At 58.6% G+C, this 14,200-nt stretch carries 16 protein-coding genes; 8 read left to right on the forward strand and 8 right to left on the reverse strand.

Going from position 1 to position 14,200, the window contains the following annotated elements; genetic code table 11:
• The first annotated feature begins 30 nt into the window (after window positions 1–30).
• Window positions 31–588, forward strand: coding sequence for an ATP-dependent protease subunit HslV (hslV, locus tag ACR0IM_RS10770; RefSeq protein WP_480681884.1), 558 nt, complete (start codon window positions 31–33; stop codon window positions 586–588).
• On the opposite strand, the gene ACR0IM_RS10775 is transcribed toward hslV, so the two are convergent.
• Complete coding sequence (locus ACR0IM_RS10775; protein ID WP_480592002.1) at window positions 580–1,821, reverse strand: MFS transporter; 1,242 nt, start codon at window positions 1,819–1,821, stop codon at window positions 580–582. The genes hslV and ACR0IM_RS10775 overlap by 9 nt on opposite strands.
• A 190-nt stretch (window positions 1,822–2,011) precedes the next feature.
• Between ACR0IM_RS10775 and hslU the strand changes: the two genes are divergently transcribed.
• The 3 genes from hslU to ACR0IM_RS10790 all read left to right on the forward strand — a co-directional run bounded on the left by hslU (window position 2,012) and on the right by ACR0IM_RS10790 (window position 5,730).
• Window positions 2,012–3,319, forward strand: coding sequence for an ATP-dependent protease ATPase subunit HslU (gene hslU, locus ACR0IM_RS10780; RefSeq protein WP_480641420.1), 1,308 nt, complete (start codon window positions 2,012–2,014; stop codon window positions 3,317–3,319).
• Between the two features lie 96 nt (window positions 3,320–3,415).
• Window positions 3,416–4,516 (forward strand): alpha/beta hydrolase, encoded by a 1,101-nt coding sequence (locus ACR0IM_RS10785; RefSeq protein WP_480681886.1) that lies wholly within the window; start codon window positions 3,416–3,418, stop codon window positions 4,514–4,516.
• Window positions 4,513–5,730: an MFS transporter gene (locus ACR0IM_RS10790; protein WP_480681888.1), complete on the forward strand. Its 1,218-nt coding sequence runs from the start codon at window positions 4,513–4,515 to the stop codon at window positions 5,728–5,730. Before ACR0IM_RS10785 ends, ACR0IM_RS10790 begins: the two co-directional genes overlap by 4 nt.
• Here the strand turns inward: ACR0IM_RS10790 and ACR0IM_RS10795 are convergent.
• Genes ACR0IM_RS10795 through ACR0IM_RS10805 form a run of 3 tightly spaced genes read right to left on the reverse strand, consistent with a single transcriptional unit; the run spans window position 5,727 to window position 8,004 of the window.
• Entirely contained in the window at window positions 5,727–6,314 is a 588-nt protein-coding gene (locus tag ACR0IM_RS10795) for a Smr/MutS family protein (protein ID WP_480681890.1), read from the reverse strand. The genes ACR0IM_RS10790 and ACR0IM_RS10795 overlap by 4 nt on opposite strands.
• Window positions 6,314–7,348 (reverse strand): murein transglycosylase A, encoded by a 1,035-nt coding sequence (gene mltA, locus ACR0IM_RS10800; protein WP_480681892.1) that lies wholly within the window; start codon window positions 7,346–7,348, stop codon window positions 6,314–6,316. Before mltA ends, ACR0IM_RS10795 begins: the two co-directional genes overlap by 1 nt.
• Window positions 7,345–8,004, reverse strand: a complete 660-nt coding sequence (locus ACR0IM_RS10805) for a Tim44/TimA family putative adaptor protein (protein WP_480681893.1) — start codon at window positions 8,002–8,004, stop codon at window positions 7,345–7,347. Before ACR0IM_RS10805 ends, mltA begins: the two co-directional genes overlap by 4 nt.
• Window positions 8,005–8,111: 107 nt before the next feature.
• On the opposite strand from ACR0IM_RS10805, the gene ACR0IM_RS10810 reads away from it, so the two are divergent.
• Window positions 8,112–8,603 (forward strand): FxsA family protein, encoded by a 492-nt coding sequence (locus ACR0IM_RS10810; RefSeq protein WP_480681894.1) that lies wholly within the window; start codon window positions 8,112–8,114, stop codon window positions 8,601–8,603.
• A 64-nt stretch (window positions 8,604–8,667) separates the two neighbouring features.
• Entirely contained in the window at window positions 8,668–9,165 is a 498-nt protein-coding gene (gene secB / locus ACR0IM_RS10815; protein WP_480681896.1) for a protein-export chaperone SecB, read from the forward strand.
• A 27-nt stretch (window positions 9,166–9,192) separates the two neighbouring features.
• On the opposite strand, the gene dnaQ is transcribed toward secB, so the two are convergent.
• Genes dnaQ through ACR0IM_RS10835 form a run of 4 tightly spaced genes read right to left on the reverse strand, consistent with a single transcriptional unit; the run spans window position 9,193 to window position 11,927 of the window.
• Window positions 9,193–9,915: a DNA polymerase III subunit epsilon gene (dnaQ, locus tag ACR0IM_RS10820; RefSeq protein WP_480681897.1), complete on the reverse strand. Its 723-nt coding sequence runs from the start codon at window positions 9,913–9,915 to the stop codon at window positions 9,193–9,195.
• The gene (gene coaE, locus ACR0IM_RS10825; RefSeq protein ID WP_480681898.1) at window positions 9,908–10,501 is read right to left on the reverse strand and encodes a dephospho-CoA kinase; all 594 of its coding nucleotides are present in this window, start codon (window positions 10,499–10,501) and stop codon (window positions 9,908–9,910) included. The genes dnaQ and coaE overlap by 8 nt, the downstream gene beginning before the upstream one ends.
• Window positions 10,498–11,331 carry a shikimate dehydrogenase gene (locus tag ACR0IM_RS10830; RefSeq protein WP_480591979.1) on the reverse strand — a complete coding sequence of 278 codons (834 nt, stop codon included), beginning with the start codon at window positions 11,329–11,331 and terminating at the stop codon, window positions 10,498–10,500. The genes coaE and ACR0IM_RS10830 overlap by 4 nt, the downstream gene beginning before the upstream one ends.
• Window positions 11,328–11,927: a Maf family protein gene (locus tag ACR0IM_RS10835; RefSeq protein WP_480681900.1), complete on the reverse strand. Its 600-nt coding sequence runs from the start codon at window positions 11,925–11,927 to the stop codon at window positions 11,328–11,330. The genes ACR0IM_RS10830 and ACR0IM_RS10835 overlap by 4 nt, the downstream gene beginning before the upstream one ends.
• Window positions 11,928–12,331: 404 nt before the next feature.
• Here ACR0IM_RS10835 and ACR0IM_RS10840 point away from each other — a divergent pair, with 404 nt between their 5' ends.
• Window positions 12,332–12,781, forward strand: coding sequence for a CopD family protein (locus ACR0IM_RS10840; RefSeq protein ID WP_480681902.1), 450 nt, complete (start codon window positions 12,332–12,334; stop codon window positions 12,779–12,781).
• A 122-nt stretch (window positions 12,782–12,903) separates the two neighbouring features.
• A complete protein-coding gene (gene rho, locus ACR0IM_RS10845; protein WP_480591973.1) occupies window positions 12,904–14,175 on the forward strand; it encodes a transcription termination factor Rho in 1,272 nt (423 codons plus the stop codon).
• The last annotated feature ends 25 nt before the right edge of the window (window positions 14,176–14,200 follow it).

The raw sequence follows: 14,200 nt of genomic DNA on the forward strand, positions 1-14,200 counted from the left end.
ATAGGATGCCAGCGAAGAACGGAGGCCCTGATGGCAGACAGCGAATTTCCCGGTTGGCACGGCACAACGATCATTGGCGTCAAAAAAGGCGGCCACGTGGTGATTGCCGGCGACGGACAGGTCAGCCTGGGTCAGACTGTGATCAAGGGCACCGCCCGCAAGGTCCGCCGCCTGTCACCGGGCGGGTTCGAAGTCGTCGCCGGGTTCGCCGGATCGACCGCCGACGCGTTCACTCTGCTGGAACGGTTGGAAGCCAAGCTTGAGGCCACGCCCGGTCAACTGGCCCGCGCCTCAGTCGAATTGGCCAAGGACTGGCGCACCGACAAGTACCTGCAAAAGCTCGAGGCGATGCTGATTGTCACCGATGGCAAGGATCTGCTGGTAATCACCGGAGCAGGGGACGTTTTGGAGCCGGAACACAACGTGGCGGCCATCGGGTCGGGCGGCAATTTTGCTCTGGCCGCAGCCCGTGCGATGATGGACGGTGACAAACCGGCCGAACAGGTCGCGCGTGAGGCGATGGCGATCGCCGCAGATATCTGCGTCTATACCAACGGCAATCTGACGGTCGAGACTATTTCAGGCTAAAAGCGCCTTGATCTCTTTCCCTTTCCAGCGGCGATGCATCCCGATCAGGCCAATGATCGCGGCGATGATCACTATGTAGTAGGGCACGCGGATATCGATGCTCATCAACCCGCCGCCGATCAGGGACATTATCCCTCCGGCCAGGCAGAAGACCGCCGTGGTCACACCCATGACCCAGCCCTGATCCGTCTCGCTTACGCTGGACGAAAACAAGCCCAGCAGGGTCGGGTAAGAAACTCCGAAGAAGAAATAGAAGAAGAAGACCGGCACGTAACTCAGCACACCACTGGGGCTGAAGGCGAAGGCAAAGCCGCAGATCACCATGACGATTAGCGAAGTATAGACGATCTGGTGCTTGCTGAACCTCTCCTGCGCCGGTTTCACCAGGAAGGTACTGGAAAAGGCCAGCGCAAAGCCGATTACCACCATCGCCACGCTGCCGCCGATCACGCCATAGCCAAAGCGACTGGTCAGGAAATTGTCGACAAACACGTAGAATGTGACATTGGCAATCATGAAGAACGAATAGACTGGCAGGATTTTCAGAACCATCGGATGCCCGCGCACCGCGATCAGACTGTCGGTGATGTCGCGGGGGCGGAAGACAAAGGCTGTGCGTTCTGTGCGCGTGTCTTTGAAGAATGTCAGAACAAGGAAGATGGCAATCAGCACCAGAATAAATGCACCGTAGAAAGGGGTTTTCAGCGTGGCAATACTACCCAACAGAGCCGAGTCCGACAAAACAGCGCCAATGATCGGGCCGCCAACAAGGCCAAAACTGACACCGGTCACGATATAGCCCATGTTTCGGTCTCGATCGGCAGCATCGGTGCTGCCATCAATCATCGCCGCCTGCGCGATGGGCTGGTTTCCGGCCGTGAACCCGGTGATCGACCGCCCAAGGATCAACAGAAGCAGACTGTCCATATAGAGCGAAGCGATGGTGATGGCATAGCCCGCCAGCGCTCCACACAAGCAGACCAAAAGCGCGTTCTTGCGCCCGATGGAATCCGAAACCTTAGAGACATAGACCACTCCCAGAAACCACGACAGAAAGAAACACCCAATCACCAGCCCGTAATAGAAATGGCGTCGGCCATCCGGCGTGTTGTCAGGCAGGAAACCGGATTTCGTCTCCATGATCAGCGAGTTGATGATCGGAAAGACAAGCCCCTGTCCGATCAGGTCGACAAACACCACAAACAGCAAGGTGATCTTGGCAATTTTCGTCATGTCCGCGCTCCTGACGTTCAACGCCTTGAAAACAATGTAACAGAACGCCCGCGTTTCACCTATGGAAAGCATTTGCAAACCGGGTAGGGCATTGCTAACCAACGCTGCCAATGAAAAAGGCTTGGTTGTTTTCGCCTCAGCGGTGATTACCTAAGCCCAAGTTTTGCTATGCCGACCGAAAGGATGCGCTTTGACCGACCTCACCCCGCGCGAGATTGTCTCGGAACTGGACCGTTTCATTATCGGTCAGAAGGATGCCAAGCGTGCCGTGGCCGTGGCCCTGCGCAATCGCTGGCGGCGCAAGCAGCTGGACGACGACATCCGAGACGAGGTCTATCCCAAGAACATCCTGATGATCGGCCCCACTGGTGTAGGTAAAACCGAGATCAGCCGCCGTCTGGCCAAACTGGCCCGCGCGCCGTTCATAAAGGTCGAGGCCACCAAGTTCACCGAGGTCGGATATGTTGGCCGTGACGTGGAACAGATCGTCCGCGATCTGGCCGATGCCGCCATCATCCAGACCCGAGAATACATGCGCGAGGACGTGAAGGCCAAGGCCTATCAGGCGGCAGAAGACCGCGTGATCGCGGCCATCGCCGGTGAAGACGCCCGCGAGGGCACCCGCGAGATGTTCCGCAAAAAACTGAAAGCCGGTGAGCTGGACGACACGGTGATTGAGCTGGAGCTGTCCGACACCTCAAACCCGATGCCGATGTTTGACGTGCCTGGCCAGCCCGGCAGCCAGATGGGCATGATGAATCTGGGCGATATCTTTGGCAAAGCCTTTGGTGGGCGTACCGTCAAGAAGCGTATGACCGTCGCCGAAAGCTATGACGCCCTGATCGGGGAAGAGGCCGACAAGCTGCTGGACGACGAAACCGTCAACCGTGTGGCGTTGGAGTCGGTTGAACAGAACGGCATCGTGTTCCTGGACGAGATCGACAAGGTCTGCGCCCGGTCCGACGCGCGCGGCGGCGATGTCAGCCGCGAAGGCGTTCAGCGCGATCTGTTGCCTCTGATCGAGGGCACCACCGTATCCACCAAACACGGGCCGGTGAAAACCGACCATATCCTGTTCATCGCATCTGGGGCGTTCCACATCGCCAAACCCTCGGACCTGCTGCCGGAACTACAGGGTCGGCTGCCAATCCGCGTGGAACTGCGCGCGCTGACCGAAGAGGACTTCGTGCGCATCCTGACTGAGACCGACAACGCCCTGACCCTCCAGTACACCGCTTTGATGCGTACCGAAGAAGTCATCGTCAGCTTTACCGAAGACGGCATCGCGGCACTGGCCCGCATAGCCGCGAATGTGAATCAGACCATCGAGAACATCGGTGCGCGGCGGCTTTACACGGTGATGGAGCGGGTGTTCGAAGAGCTGTCCTTTACCGCCCCCGATCAGGCTGGCGCCGAGATCACAGTGAACGCGCAGTTCGTGGACGACAATCTGGGTGAATTGACCAAATCCACCGACCTCAGCCGTTACGTTCTGTAACACGGCCAGCTGGTTTTTGCCGTTCCCCTTGCCCCATGTCGCTGGACGTGGGGTCAGAAATCGATAGCTTAGCGCAAAATGCTCTGAGGGTTTTCCGTGCTGCGCTATTTTATTGTTCTGATTGCCTCCGTGTCTTTGACCGCCTGCGTCGACCGGACGATTACGGAGACCGTGCCCTCGGCCCTGACCGTTGGCACGCCTCAAACCGTGTTTGCCAGCACAACGCGCGCCCGCGAGCCGGACGGGTCTTACGGCTTCCGTCGCGGTGAAACTTTACAGTTTCTGGAAACCAAGGTTTCGATCCCGCCAAACCACACTCCAGGAACGCTTAAGTTTTCCTACGCGAATCCGAACCCGCAAAAAGAATTCGTTCTGGCTGACATAACAGAATTGGACGGTCCTCAGGGTTTACGAGAGCACCTGCGTGGCCAGGACGACGTCACGATCTTTGTGCACGGCTATAACTCGACTCAGACGGAAACTATCTTCCGTGCGGCGCAGCTGACTCATGACATCGGTTTGCCCGGTTCAATCCTAGTCTATTCCTGGCCCAGCCGCGCGACAGGGTACGGTTATGCCTACGACCTGGACAGTATGCTGTTCGCCCGCGACGGGTTAGAGCAGACCATCCGCGAACTTAAATCCATGGGCGTCAAGCGTGTCGTTCTGGTGGCGCATTCGATGGGCAGCGCACTGTCGATGGAAATGATGCGGCAAACCGAATTGCAGGAACCCGGCTGGGCCAACAGGAACCTCGAAGGGGTTATTCTGATCTCGCCTGACCTGGACGTGGACCTGTTCCGCTCGCAGATGGAGCGGATCGACACACCGCCCGACCCCTTTATTGTTATGGTGTCGCAGAAAGACAAAATCCTGAACATCTCGGCCCGTCTGCGTGGAACTGCGGAAGGGGAAAGGTTGGGCAATATCAGCTCGATCGGCGAACTGGCAGAGTTTCCGATCAACGTGATCGACACCACGGCCTTCAACAGTGATGCACAATCTTCACATTTCGTGGCAGCGACCTCTCCCGCACTGTTAGCAATCCTCAGCTCGGTCCGACGGGTCAGCAATACCTTCGGACCCGATGAGCGACCCGGAATCGACGTTCTGGTACCGCGCAACCAACGCAACCCCGATGGTGCGACCGAGATCGTCCTGACAGAAACCGGCGAGGCCGAGGTGACCACTCCGTGACGTTCAGCCTGCGTCGGTATCTGATCGAAAATGCGAACTGGCTGAGCGCGGGTGTCCTTCTGACCTTTTTGTCCAGCTTTGGGCAGACCTTTTTCATCTCGATCTTCTCGGGGCAGATCCGTGCTGAATTCGGCCTGAGCCATGGTTCATGGGGGGCGATCTATTCGCTAGGCACCACCGTGTCGGCCATCGTTATGATCTGGGCAGGGGGGCTGACCGACATCTTCCGCGTGCGGATCTTAGGGCCGGTGGTTTTGGCCGGTTTGGCGCTTGCGGCGTTGGCGATGGCGACAAACAGCGCATTGTTGCTGCTGCCGATCGTGATCTTTCTGCTGCGCCTGTTCGGTCAGGGGATGAGCATTCATCTGGCGCAGGTCGCCATGGCGCGTTGGTTCACCGCGACCCGGGGCAAGGCGCTGTCCATCGCCTCATTGGGTTACGCGATCGGGGAATCCCTGCTGCCACTGATCTTTGTGGCCGCGATGACTTTTCTGGACTGGCGCTGGTTGTGGGTGATTGCCGCGGGGGTGGCGATCCTGAGCATCCCGGTTCTGATTGGTTTGCTGCGGCAGGAACGCACCCCGCAGAGCCTCTCCGGCGATCAGACCGCCACTGGAATGCAGGATCGGCACTGGACCCGGCGCGCGGCGCTGCTCCATCCGCTGTTCTGGTTCATGGCACCCGCGATCCTGGGGCCATCGGCCTTCATCACGGCCTTCTTCTTTCATCAGGTCCATCTGGCCGCGGTCAAGGACTGGCCGCATATCCAACTGGTCGCTTTGTTCCCGGTATTCACCGGCGTTTCGATCCTGTCGATGTTTGCGGCGGGCTGGGCGCTGGATAAATGGGGCACCGCACGGATCATGCCGTTCTACCAACTGCCCATGGCTGTCGGCTTTGCCATCCTCTCGGCAGTCGACACAATCAGCGGTGCACTGATCGGGCTAATCTTTCTGGCCCTGACCGTCGGCGCGAACAACACCTTGCCCAGCGCCTTTTGGGCCGAGTTCTACGGCACACGGCACATAGGCGCGATCAAGGCGCTGGCAACGGCAGTGATGGTGTTGGGATCAGCCATCGGCCCGGCGCTGACCGGGGTGCTGATCGACCGGGGCGTATCGCTGGGCGCTCAGTTCCTGTGGATTGCCGTTTTCTTTGTTCTGGTCTGCGCGTTGGCCTGGACCGGTATCCGCCGTGCCCGGGGCGAGTTCTAGCGAGTGCGCCGCAAATAAACGTAATAGGCCCCGTCGCCACCATGGCTGATATGCGCGGGCGTCACCTGCAGCACTGATTGCGCCAGAGGCGGGATCGACAGCCAGTGCGGCACCTGATTGCGCAACACACCGCGCGGGGTGGGAATAGGCCCGGGTTCATCCCGATCCTTGCCCTTGCCGGTCACCACCAGAACCAGCCGCTTGCCCTGCGCCTGCGATGTCAGGACAAACCGGATCAGCGCCGGATGCGCGGTGTCAACCCGCATCCCGTGCAGGTCCAGCTTTCCTTCGGGCTTGAGCTTGCCGCGTTTCATCCGCCCATAGGCCTTGATGTCCATCTGCACCGGGCTGGCCCGCAGGTTGTCAGTGACCGAGGGTTTCAACGCATTCCGCACCGGCTTTATCTGCGCATTCTGACCGACCTCAAACCCCTCCAGCCGGAATTTCGGCGCTTTGGTCGGTTTGGGCTTGGGCAGAGAGGTCGGATGCACCGATTGCGGCAGCTCGGGGTGCAGGCGTTCGGCCTGTTTGGTGACCTTGCGCCACAGCTCGATCTCTTCAGAGGTCAATTTGCGGCGGGGCATCAGAACTCATCCGGGATCAGGGCATAGGCACGCTGGATCGGCAGCAGCAGGACCATCCGACCCGGATCCTTCAAACGTCCGGCGGCCTGTCCGGCCTCATCCCCGGTGCCATAGAAGATATCCGCCCGCTGCGCCCCCTTGATGGCCGCACCTGTGTCTTGCGCGATCATCAGTCGGCGCATGGGCTCTTTCCCGTCCTTTTCCACCCAGACCGGAGCCCCCAGCGGCGTATAGGCCGGATCGGCGGCGATGCTGCGCATGGTGGTGACGGATCGGTTCATCGCACCCAGCGGCCCAAATTCGGGCGCAACACGGGTCACCTCGCGAAAAAACACGTAAGAGGGGTTGTGAAAAAGCAGTTCCGCCCCGGCCTCGGGGTTTTTGCGCACCCAGGCCTTGATCATTTGGGCACTGACCTGATGTGCCCCCAATGCGCCCTGCCGGATCAGTTCAACTCCGACGGAACGATAGGGGTGCCCGTTGGCACCGCCATACCCCACCCGCAAGGCCCCGCCGTCGGCCAAGCGAATACGGCCCGAGCCCTGAATCTGCAAAAAGAAGAGCTCGACCGGGTCATCGACCCAGGCAATCTCAAGCCCCCGGCCGGTCATTGCATCGCCGGTCAGGATTTCCCGGCGGCTGAGCCAAGGTCCTTCGGCCCGCGCCTCAGGCGGCATCTTATAGACCGGGTATTTAAATCGATCTGTCCGACTGCGGGACCCGTCCAATTCGGGTTCAAAATACCCGGTGAACAGCGCATCATTGCCGTCTTCGACCAAAACCGGGCGGAAGAACAGCTCAAAGAACGACCGCGCGGCGTCGGCCTCATAGGTCTTCGCCACGCCACACAACGCGCGCCAGTCCGGGTCATCCAGATCGCCACAGGTGTTCAGAAAAACCGAAAGGGCCGCCCCGTGATCGTCGGCAGCCCAGCCATCAAGATCGTCGAAAGACAGGATTGATCGCGTCGGTTCAGCGCTGGCGGCAGTGGTCATGACTGCCACCAGAAATAGCGACCGGAGCGCGCCAATCATGCGTCCGTGGCAACAAGCAGCCAGTTTGGATCGTCTGCGCCCATCACTCGGGCAAAGGTCCAGCTGTCCTTTTGGCGTTTCACGGTGTTCGGGTTGCCTTCGATGATATCACCGCCACGATCCCGCACGACCGAGGTCAGCTCACCCACAAACCGCATGGTGATTTCCGCCTGGTTTGTGTCTTTGTCAAAGGTCACATCGGCAAGCGTGGTTTCACGCACGCCGATAAATTCGGCCTCGATGGTCAGGCCCTGATCTTCACGAGCCGCGACGACCGAGACGAATGTGTCAAACACCTCTTCGGACAGGAACGGCTGGATTTCATCCAGATTGCCTTTTTCGAACCCCATGACGATCATCTCATAGGCACCGCGCGCGCCCTGCACGAACTCACTGACCGAGAAGCTGGGTTCAACCCGCTTCATCGCGGCCAGCGTCTGAGCCTGCTCGCTGTCTTCGGCAACATGGTCTGTAATGTCATGATCCGGGCCGCCGTCGATCACCTCGAACCCGCGGCGGGCGCTATGCCCTTCGGGTTGCTGCTGAACAGGAGGTTTCTCAAAACCTTCGCGCGTACCCAGCACACTTTTCAGGCGCAGGATCAGGAAAATGGCAATTCCGGCCAGGACCAGCAACTGGATCATCGGTTCGTTCATTTCATCCTCTTTTCAGACCGCGACTTTGTATACGCAGCCTCATGCCACTATGTAGGTGACAGATCGTGGCAAGTCCACAGCCCGGCCTAGGGGAAAGGATAACGCAAATGTACCTGTTCTTGGCATTTTTGTTGGTGCCCATCATCGAGATCGCCCTGTTCATACAGGTCGGCGGCCTGATCGGTCTGTGGCCGACACTGGCGATAGTCGTTCTGACGGCCGTGATCGGCACCGCTTTGGTCAGGACACAAGGTCGCATGGCACTGGCCAATTTGCAGCGATCCTTTGCCGAACTGGACGATCCGACGGAACCACTGGCCCATGGTGCAATGATCTTGTTATCCGGCGTTTTGCTTCTGACCCCAGGTTTTTTCACCGATGCCATTGGTTTTGCGCTGCTTATTCCTGGCATTCGGGTTGCCGTTTTCAAATACCTGAAATCCAAGGCGACCATCACGCATTTCCAGATGGGCACCGGAGCGCAATTTCGCAGCGGTCCGACCCAATTTGATCAGGATGACGTGATCGACGGCGATTTTACCGAGGTTCGCCCCCGTCAGAACACCTCAAAGCCATCCAAATGGGTCGAAGGCCCGTGACCTGCATTGAGGTGCCGCGCTCAACTTGCTAAGCAGTGGCGAATTTCATTTTCGGAGTAGATCCATGGCTGACGAAAGCCCAGCAGAAAACACCGCGGCACAGGCCGCCCCTCAGATCCAGATGCGCGTTCTGGGACAGTTCATTCGGGATATGTCTTTTGAAAACGTGATGGCGCAAAAAGGCGTGTCCGGCGACGTACAGCCCGAGATCGCCGTTCAGGTGAATCTGGACGCCAAAAAGCGTCCGACCGAGCATCAGTACGAAGTTGCCGTCAAACTGAACCTGACTTCCAAGGCCAAAGGCATGGAAGACGTGCTGTTCCTGTGCGAGCTGGACTATTGCGGTCTGTTTCACATCGAAGGCGTGGCCGAAGATCAGCTGCATCCGTTCCTGATGATCGAGTGCCCGCGCATGCTGTTCCCGTTCCTGCGCCGCATCGTCAGCGACATCACCCGCGACGGTGGTTTCCCGCCGGTCAACCTGGACAACATCGACTTTGTTGCGCTGTATCGCAATGAGCTGATGCGCCGTCAGGCCGAATCTCAGAAAACCGAAGCCTAATCGGTTGCACCCGCGCCGGGCAGGGGCTCAGGCGCGGGTCCACAGGGCGTTTTCGCCCAGTTTCTCTACAAATTTATCATGCGCCGCGCGTTCTTCCGCCGTGATCTTTGACGGCAGGGCTGTCGGGCGCGCCGTTGGACGCCAGTCGTCGCCTCCGCCACCCGCAGACGCCGCGCTGGTGGACAGGCCGAAATCAGGCTGCCGTCCGCCAATCAGCTCCAGATAGACCTCGGCCAGAATTTCGGAGTCGAGCAACGCCCCGTGCAGCACCCGGTTCGTATTGTCGATATTGAACCGCCGGCACAATGCGTCCAGAGAGGCAGGCGAGCCCGGAAACCGTTTGCGTGCAATCGCCAGAGTGTCCAGCGCCTGATCCATTGGAAGCTGCGGCAACCCCATCCATCTGAGTTCCGCATTCAGGAATTTCATATCGAAGGACGCGTTGTGGATGACCAGCTTGGAATCCCGGACGAAATCCAGAAACCCCTGACCGACCTTGGCAAAAACCGGCTTGTCCTTCAGCGTGACCTCACCCTTTTCCGGCGGGCGCGGCGTTTCCAATATGTCGGGACCAATTCCATGCACGCCAAACGCCTCTTCAGGCATCGAACGCTCGGGGTTGATGTAGACGTGGTAGGTTTCGCCTGTGGCCACGTGGTTCCACAGCTCAACCGCACCGATTTCTACGATCCGGTCGCCGCTTTCGGGATCAAACCCCGTGGTTTCGGTATCGAGTACAATCTCACGCATCAGCCAGTCCCGCCCGTATCTGCCTGACCACATCCTGCACCTGCGCGCGGGCGTGGTCCAGCGTATCCGTCACGATCACAAAATCCGACCGCGCGCATTTTTCCTCATTCGGCATCTGCTTGGCGCGGATCTGCTCGAACTGCGCCTCGGTCATGGTGCCACGCTCCATCACCCGGCGCTTTTGCTCGTCGGCCGAAATCGAGACACAGGCAACCGCATTCATCGCCACATCTCCGCCTGTTTCGAACAGCAGCGGAATGTCGAACACCAAAATATCGGCCTTGGTCTGTTCCCGGAAAGCAGCGCGATCAGCGGCCACCAACGGATGCACGATGGCTTCGATCTGTTTCAGCGCAGACGAGTCCCGCGCGATGATCTGTTTCAGCGCCTCTCGGCTGACCGCTTCCTCGACAATGGCACCGGGAAAGGCCGCCCGCATGGGCTCAACAGCGGCTCCGCCCCTTGTATAGAGTCTATGTACGGCCGCATCTGCATCCCACAGCGCGCAGCCTTCGGCGACGAACATCTGCGCCGTCGTGCTTTTGCCCATTCCGATCGAGCCCGTCAGGCCAAGCGCGAAACTCATCCCAAAACCGCCGCGCGCAGGTCATCTGTCACCTCGGGGCGGGTACCGAACCAGCGTTCGAACCCGGGAACCGCCTGATGCAGCAGCATGCCCAACCCGTCGACAGTGGTACAGCCGGCCTCTTCTGCCACTTGCAGCAGATGGGTTTTCAGCGGGGCGTAGACCAGATCGGTCACAACGGCACCGGGTTGCAGTCCATCCAGCGGCACCCGCAACTCGGGCTGCCCCTGCATACCCAATGAGGTCGTGTTGACCACCAGCTCCGCATTTTCGATGACATTCCCAGCCTGCAGCCAATCGACCACGGTAACGCGGTCGCCGAATTCCTTCTGCAACTGGTCTGCACGGGCGCGGGTGCGATTGGTCAGCAAGATCTGAGGCACGTCCGCGTCCAGCAGGCTCTGTATCACCGCCCGCGCCGCGCCGCCTGCGCCAAACACCACGGCCGGGCCATCCGAGGGCGTCCAATCCGGCGCGCCGCTGCGCAGGTTCTCCAGGAACCCGTAGCCGTCGGTGTTGTCCGCGTGGATCGTGCCGTCCTCATGAAACACCAGCGTATTCGCCGCACCGATGACCGAGGCCCGCTCGGATACGTGATCGGCAACGCGCAGCGCGGCCTCTTTATGGGGGACCGTCACATTGGTGCCGACGAACCCGGCCTTGGGCAGGGACCGCAGAACGGTTTCAAAATCTTCGGGGGCTACGTCCATCGGGACGTAATGCCCATCCAGTCCGTATTTCTTTAGCCAGTGGCCATGCAGTTTCGGCGATTTGGAATGCGCAATCGGGTGCCCGATCACGCCTGCCAACGGAATACGGTTATGCGTCATTGATCGATCACCCCTTTGGCGGCCAGAAAATTGAGCAGTTCCAACAGGGGCATACCCAAGACATTAAAATAGTCGCCGTCAATGGTGGCGAACAGGCGAACGCCTTCCTCTTCCAGCTTATAAGCGCCGACCGCGTGGCGAATGCTGTCCCAGTTGCGTTCTATATAGTCGCGCAGATAAGCGTCCGAGCTCATCCGCATCCGCAGGCGTACTTGGCCAACGTGGCGCCAGATCGGCTCGCCATCCTGATAGATCACCGCAGCCGACAACAGCATGTGCCGCTTGCCCCGCATTGTCTTGAGCTGTGCCAGCGCATCCTCGGGCGTTTCGGGTTTCGACAGCAACTGCCCGTCGAAATCCAGCACCTGATCACAGCCCAGAACCATCGCCCCGGGGGTCTTGTCACTGACCCTGCGCGCCTTCATCTCAGCCAGAGCGTCGGCGATATCGCGGGGCGGGGCACCTTCGGCCAGCAGCGCGCGTTTCATGGACTCTTCGTCCACGCGCGCGACCTGAACGGAAAACGGCACGCCTGCGTTTTCCAGCAACTGCGCGCGAATGGATGACCCCGAGGCCAGGATCATGGGGACAGACATGTGGACAACCCCGTGTGCAAATCGTTGAGCGTTCTTGAACGGTTTGTATGGTTTTCCGATTGACACGCAACCCCGGGAATTTCGCGCAAAACTTCCCTGAGTCGCTCGAACGCAGTCCATCCGGGACAAGGATAAGTCGAACAGGGGGGATAAGCGGAAACTCCACAGATACCCCGCGATTTATCCCCAGACAGATTGCAGAATATACATGGTATCTGACTGTAATTAAACGATTATTGTTGTAACTCACAGAATCGCTCCCCTGTACCGGATAATTTTCCACCTGGGGAAAACACATGTTTAAAAAAGTAATCCACGGATTTTGTTCACCCTACAAAACCATCATCCTTTTTCTTTTCTTATTTTTTTAATAGGGAGAGTTCCGAGCAACGCCCGGAGCCAGAATGACCGATCTTCTTTTCACGATTTACCCGTGGGTGAAGTCTTTACACATCATGGCCGTGATCTCGTGGATGGCAGGCCTGTTCTATCTGCCAAGACTGTTCGTCTATCACGTAGAAAAGGCACAGGCAGTCGATGGGGCTGAAACCATTTTCTTTGAAATGGAAGACAAGCTACTGCGTGTGATCATGCGTCCTGCAATGTACGTGGCGTGGATCTGCGGGCTGATCATGGTCTTCACACCGGGCATTGTCGGCTGGGACTGGTCCTGGCCCTGGGTCAAGGGCGCGGCGGTGCTTGGGATGACCTGGTTCCATCATTGGCTGATGGCGCGGCGCAAGGACTTCGTGGAAGGCCGAAACAAGCTCACTGGGCGGCAGTACCGCATGATGAACGAGGTTCCGACCATTCTGATGGTTGCCATCGTTCTGGCGGTCATTCTGAAGTTCTGAGGGCCTGTTTGACTCCGACGGCTGCCGCGCTTATGTAGGGATCAACTCGCCCGTCCGGGCGGCGTATCTTCCGTACTGAAATTCCACTTCGTGCCGCGCTGTCAGCGGTGAAGGTATATATCATGACAACTGATGCCCTGAATCTGGCCGACCTGAAGGCCAAAAGCCCCAAAGACCTTCTGGCGATGGCCGAAGAGTTGGAGATCGAAAACGCCTCGACAATGCGAAAAGGCGAGATGATGTTCCAGATCCTGCGCGAACGCGCGGATGAAGGCTGGACCGTCGGCGGCGACGGTGTCCTTGAGGTCCTGCAGGACGGGTTCGGCTTCCTGCGCTCGCCCGAGGCGAACTACCTGCCGGGTCCGGATGACATCTATGTCTCACCCGACATGATCCGCCAGCACTCGCTGCGGACCGGCGATACGGTCGAAGGCGATATCAAAGCACCGGATGAAAACGAGCGGTACTTTGCACTGATCAAGGTCACCAAGATCAACTTTGAAGAACCTGAAAAAGCCAAGCACAAGATCCTGTTCGACAACTTGACGCCTTTGTATCCGGACGAACGTCTGAAGATGGAGATCGAAGATCCCACCATCAAGGACAAGTCCGCCCGGGTGATCGATCTGGTCTCGCCTATCGGTAAAGGCCAGCGGTCTCTGATCGTGGCGCCGCCGCGGACCGGTAAGACGGTGATCCTGCAGAACATCGCGCATTCGATCGAACAGAACCATCCGGAGTGCTACCTGATCGTCCTTCTGATCGACGAACGCCCGGAAGAGGTGACCGACATGCAGCGTTCGGTGAAGGGTGAAGTTGTATCTTCGACCTTCGACGAGCCGGCAACGCGTCACGTGGCCGTGTCTGAGATGGTGATCGAAAAAGCCAAGCGTTTGGTCGAACATAAACGAGATGTTGTTATTCTTCTCGATTCGATCACAAGACTTGGTAGGGCCTTTAACACAGTGGTACCGTCCTCGGGTAAAGTTCTGACCGGTGGTGTGGATGCAAACGCCCTGCAACGGCCCAAGCGGTTCTTTGGTGCGGCGCGGAACATAGAAGAGGGCGGTTCGCTGACCATCATCGCCACCGCGCTAATCGATACCGGCAGCCGTATGGATGAGGTTATCTTTGAAGAATTCAAAGGCACCGGTAACTCGGAAATCGTTCTGGATCGCAAGATCGCAGACAAGCGCGTGTTCCCGGCGATCGACATCCTCAAGTCCGGTACCCGGAAGGAGGACCTGCTGGTCGACAAGGGCGACCTGGCCAAGACCTTCGTTCTGCGTCGTATCCTCAACCCGATGGGAACCACAGACGCAATCGAGTTCTTGTTGTCGAAGTTGAAGCAAACGAAGACGAATGGCGAGTTCTTCGATTCGATGAACACCTGACACAGGTCTTAACTGACGCGAGGCC

The sequence above is a fragment of the Ruegeria sp. BF6 genome (genome assembly GCF_056538665.1).

Bases quoted from the DNA above. Each gene is read 5' to 3' on its own strand.
- ACR0IM_RS10840 (WP_480681902.1), top strand. From the start codon at position 12,332: ATGACCGATCTTCTTTTCACGATTTACCCGTGGGTGAAGTCTTTACAC.
- rho (WP_480591973.1), top strand. From the start codon at position 12,904: ATGACAACTGATGCCCTGAATCTGGCCGACCTGAAGGCCAAAAGCCCC.
- hslV (WP_480681884.1), top strand. From the start codon at position 31: ATGGCAGACAGCGAATTTCCCGGTTGGCACGGCACAACGATCATTGGC.
- ACR0IM_RS10775 (WP_480592002.1), bottom strand. From the start codon at position 1,821: ATGACGAAAATTGCCAAGATCACCTTGCTGTTTGTGGTGTTTGTCGAC.
- ACR0IM_RS10810 (WP_480681894.1), top strand. From the start codon at position 8,112: ATGTACCTGTTCTTGGCATTTTTGTTGGTGCCCATCATCGAGATCGCC.
- secB (WP_480681896.1), top strand. From the start codon at position 8,668: ATGGCTGACGAAAGCCCAGCAGAAAACACCGCGGCACAGGCCGCCCCT.
- ACR0IM_RS10830 (WP_480591979.1), bottom strand. From the start codon at position 11,331: ATGACGCATAACCGTATTCCGTTGGCAGGCGTGATCGGGCACCCGATT.
- ACR0IM_RS10835 (WP_480681900.1), bottom strand. From the start codon at position 11,927: ATGTCTGTCCCCATGATCCTGGCCTCGGGGTCATCCATTCGCGCGCAG.
- mltA (WP_480681892.1), bottom strand. From the start codon at position 7,348: ATGATTGGCGCGCTCCGGTCGCTATTTCTGGTGGCAGTCATGACCACT.
- coaE (WP_480681898.1), bottom strand. From the start codon at position 10,501: ATGAGTTTCGCGCTTGGCCTGACGGGCTCGATCGGAATGGGCAAAAGC.
- ACR0IM_RS10805 (WP_480681893.1), bottom strand. From the start codon at position 8,004: ATGAACGAACCGATGATCCAGTTGCTGGTCCTGGCCGGAATTGCCATT.
- ACR0IM_RS10795 (WP_480681890.1), bottom strand. From the start codon at position 6,314: ATGCCCCGCCGCAAATTGACCTCTGAAGAGATCGAGCTGTGGCGCAAG.
- dnaQ (WP_480681897.1), bottom strand. From the start codon at position 9,915: ATGCGTGAGATTGTACTCGATACCGAAACCACGGGGTTTGATCCCGAA.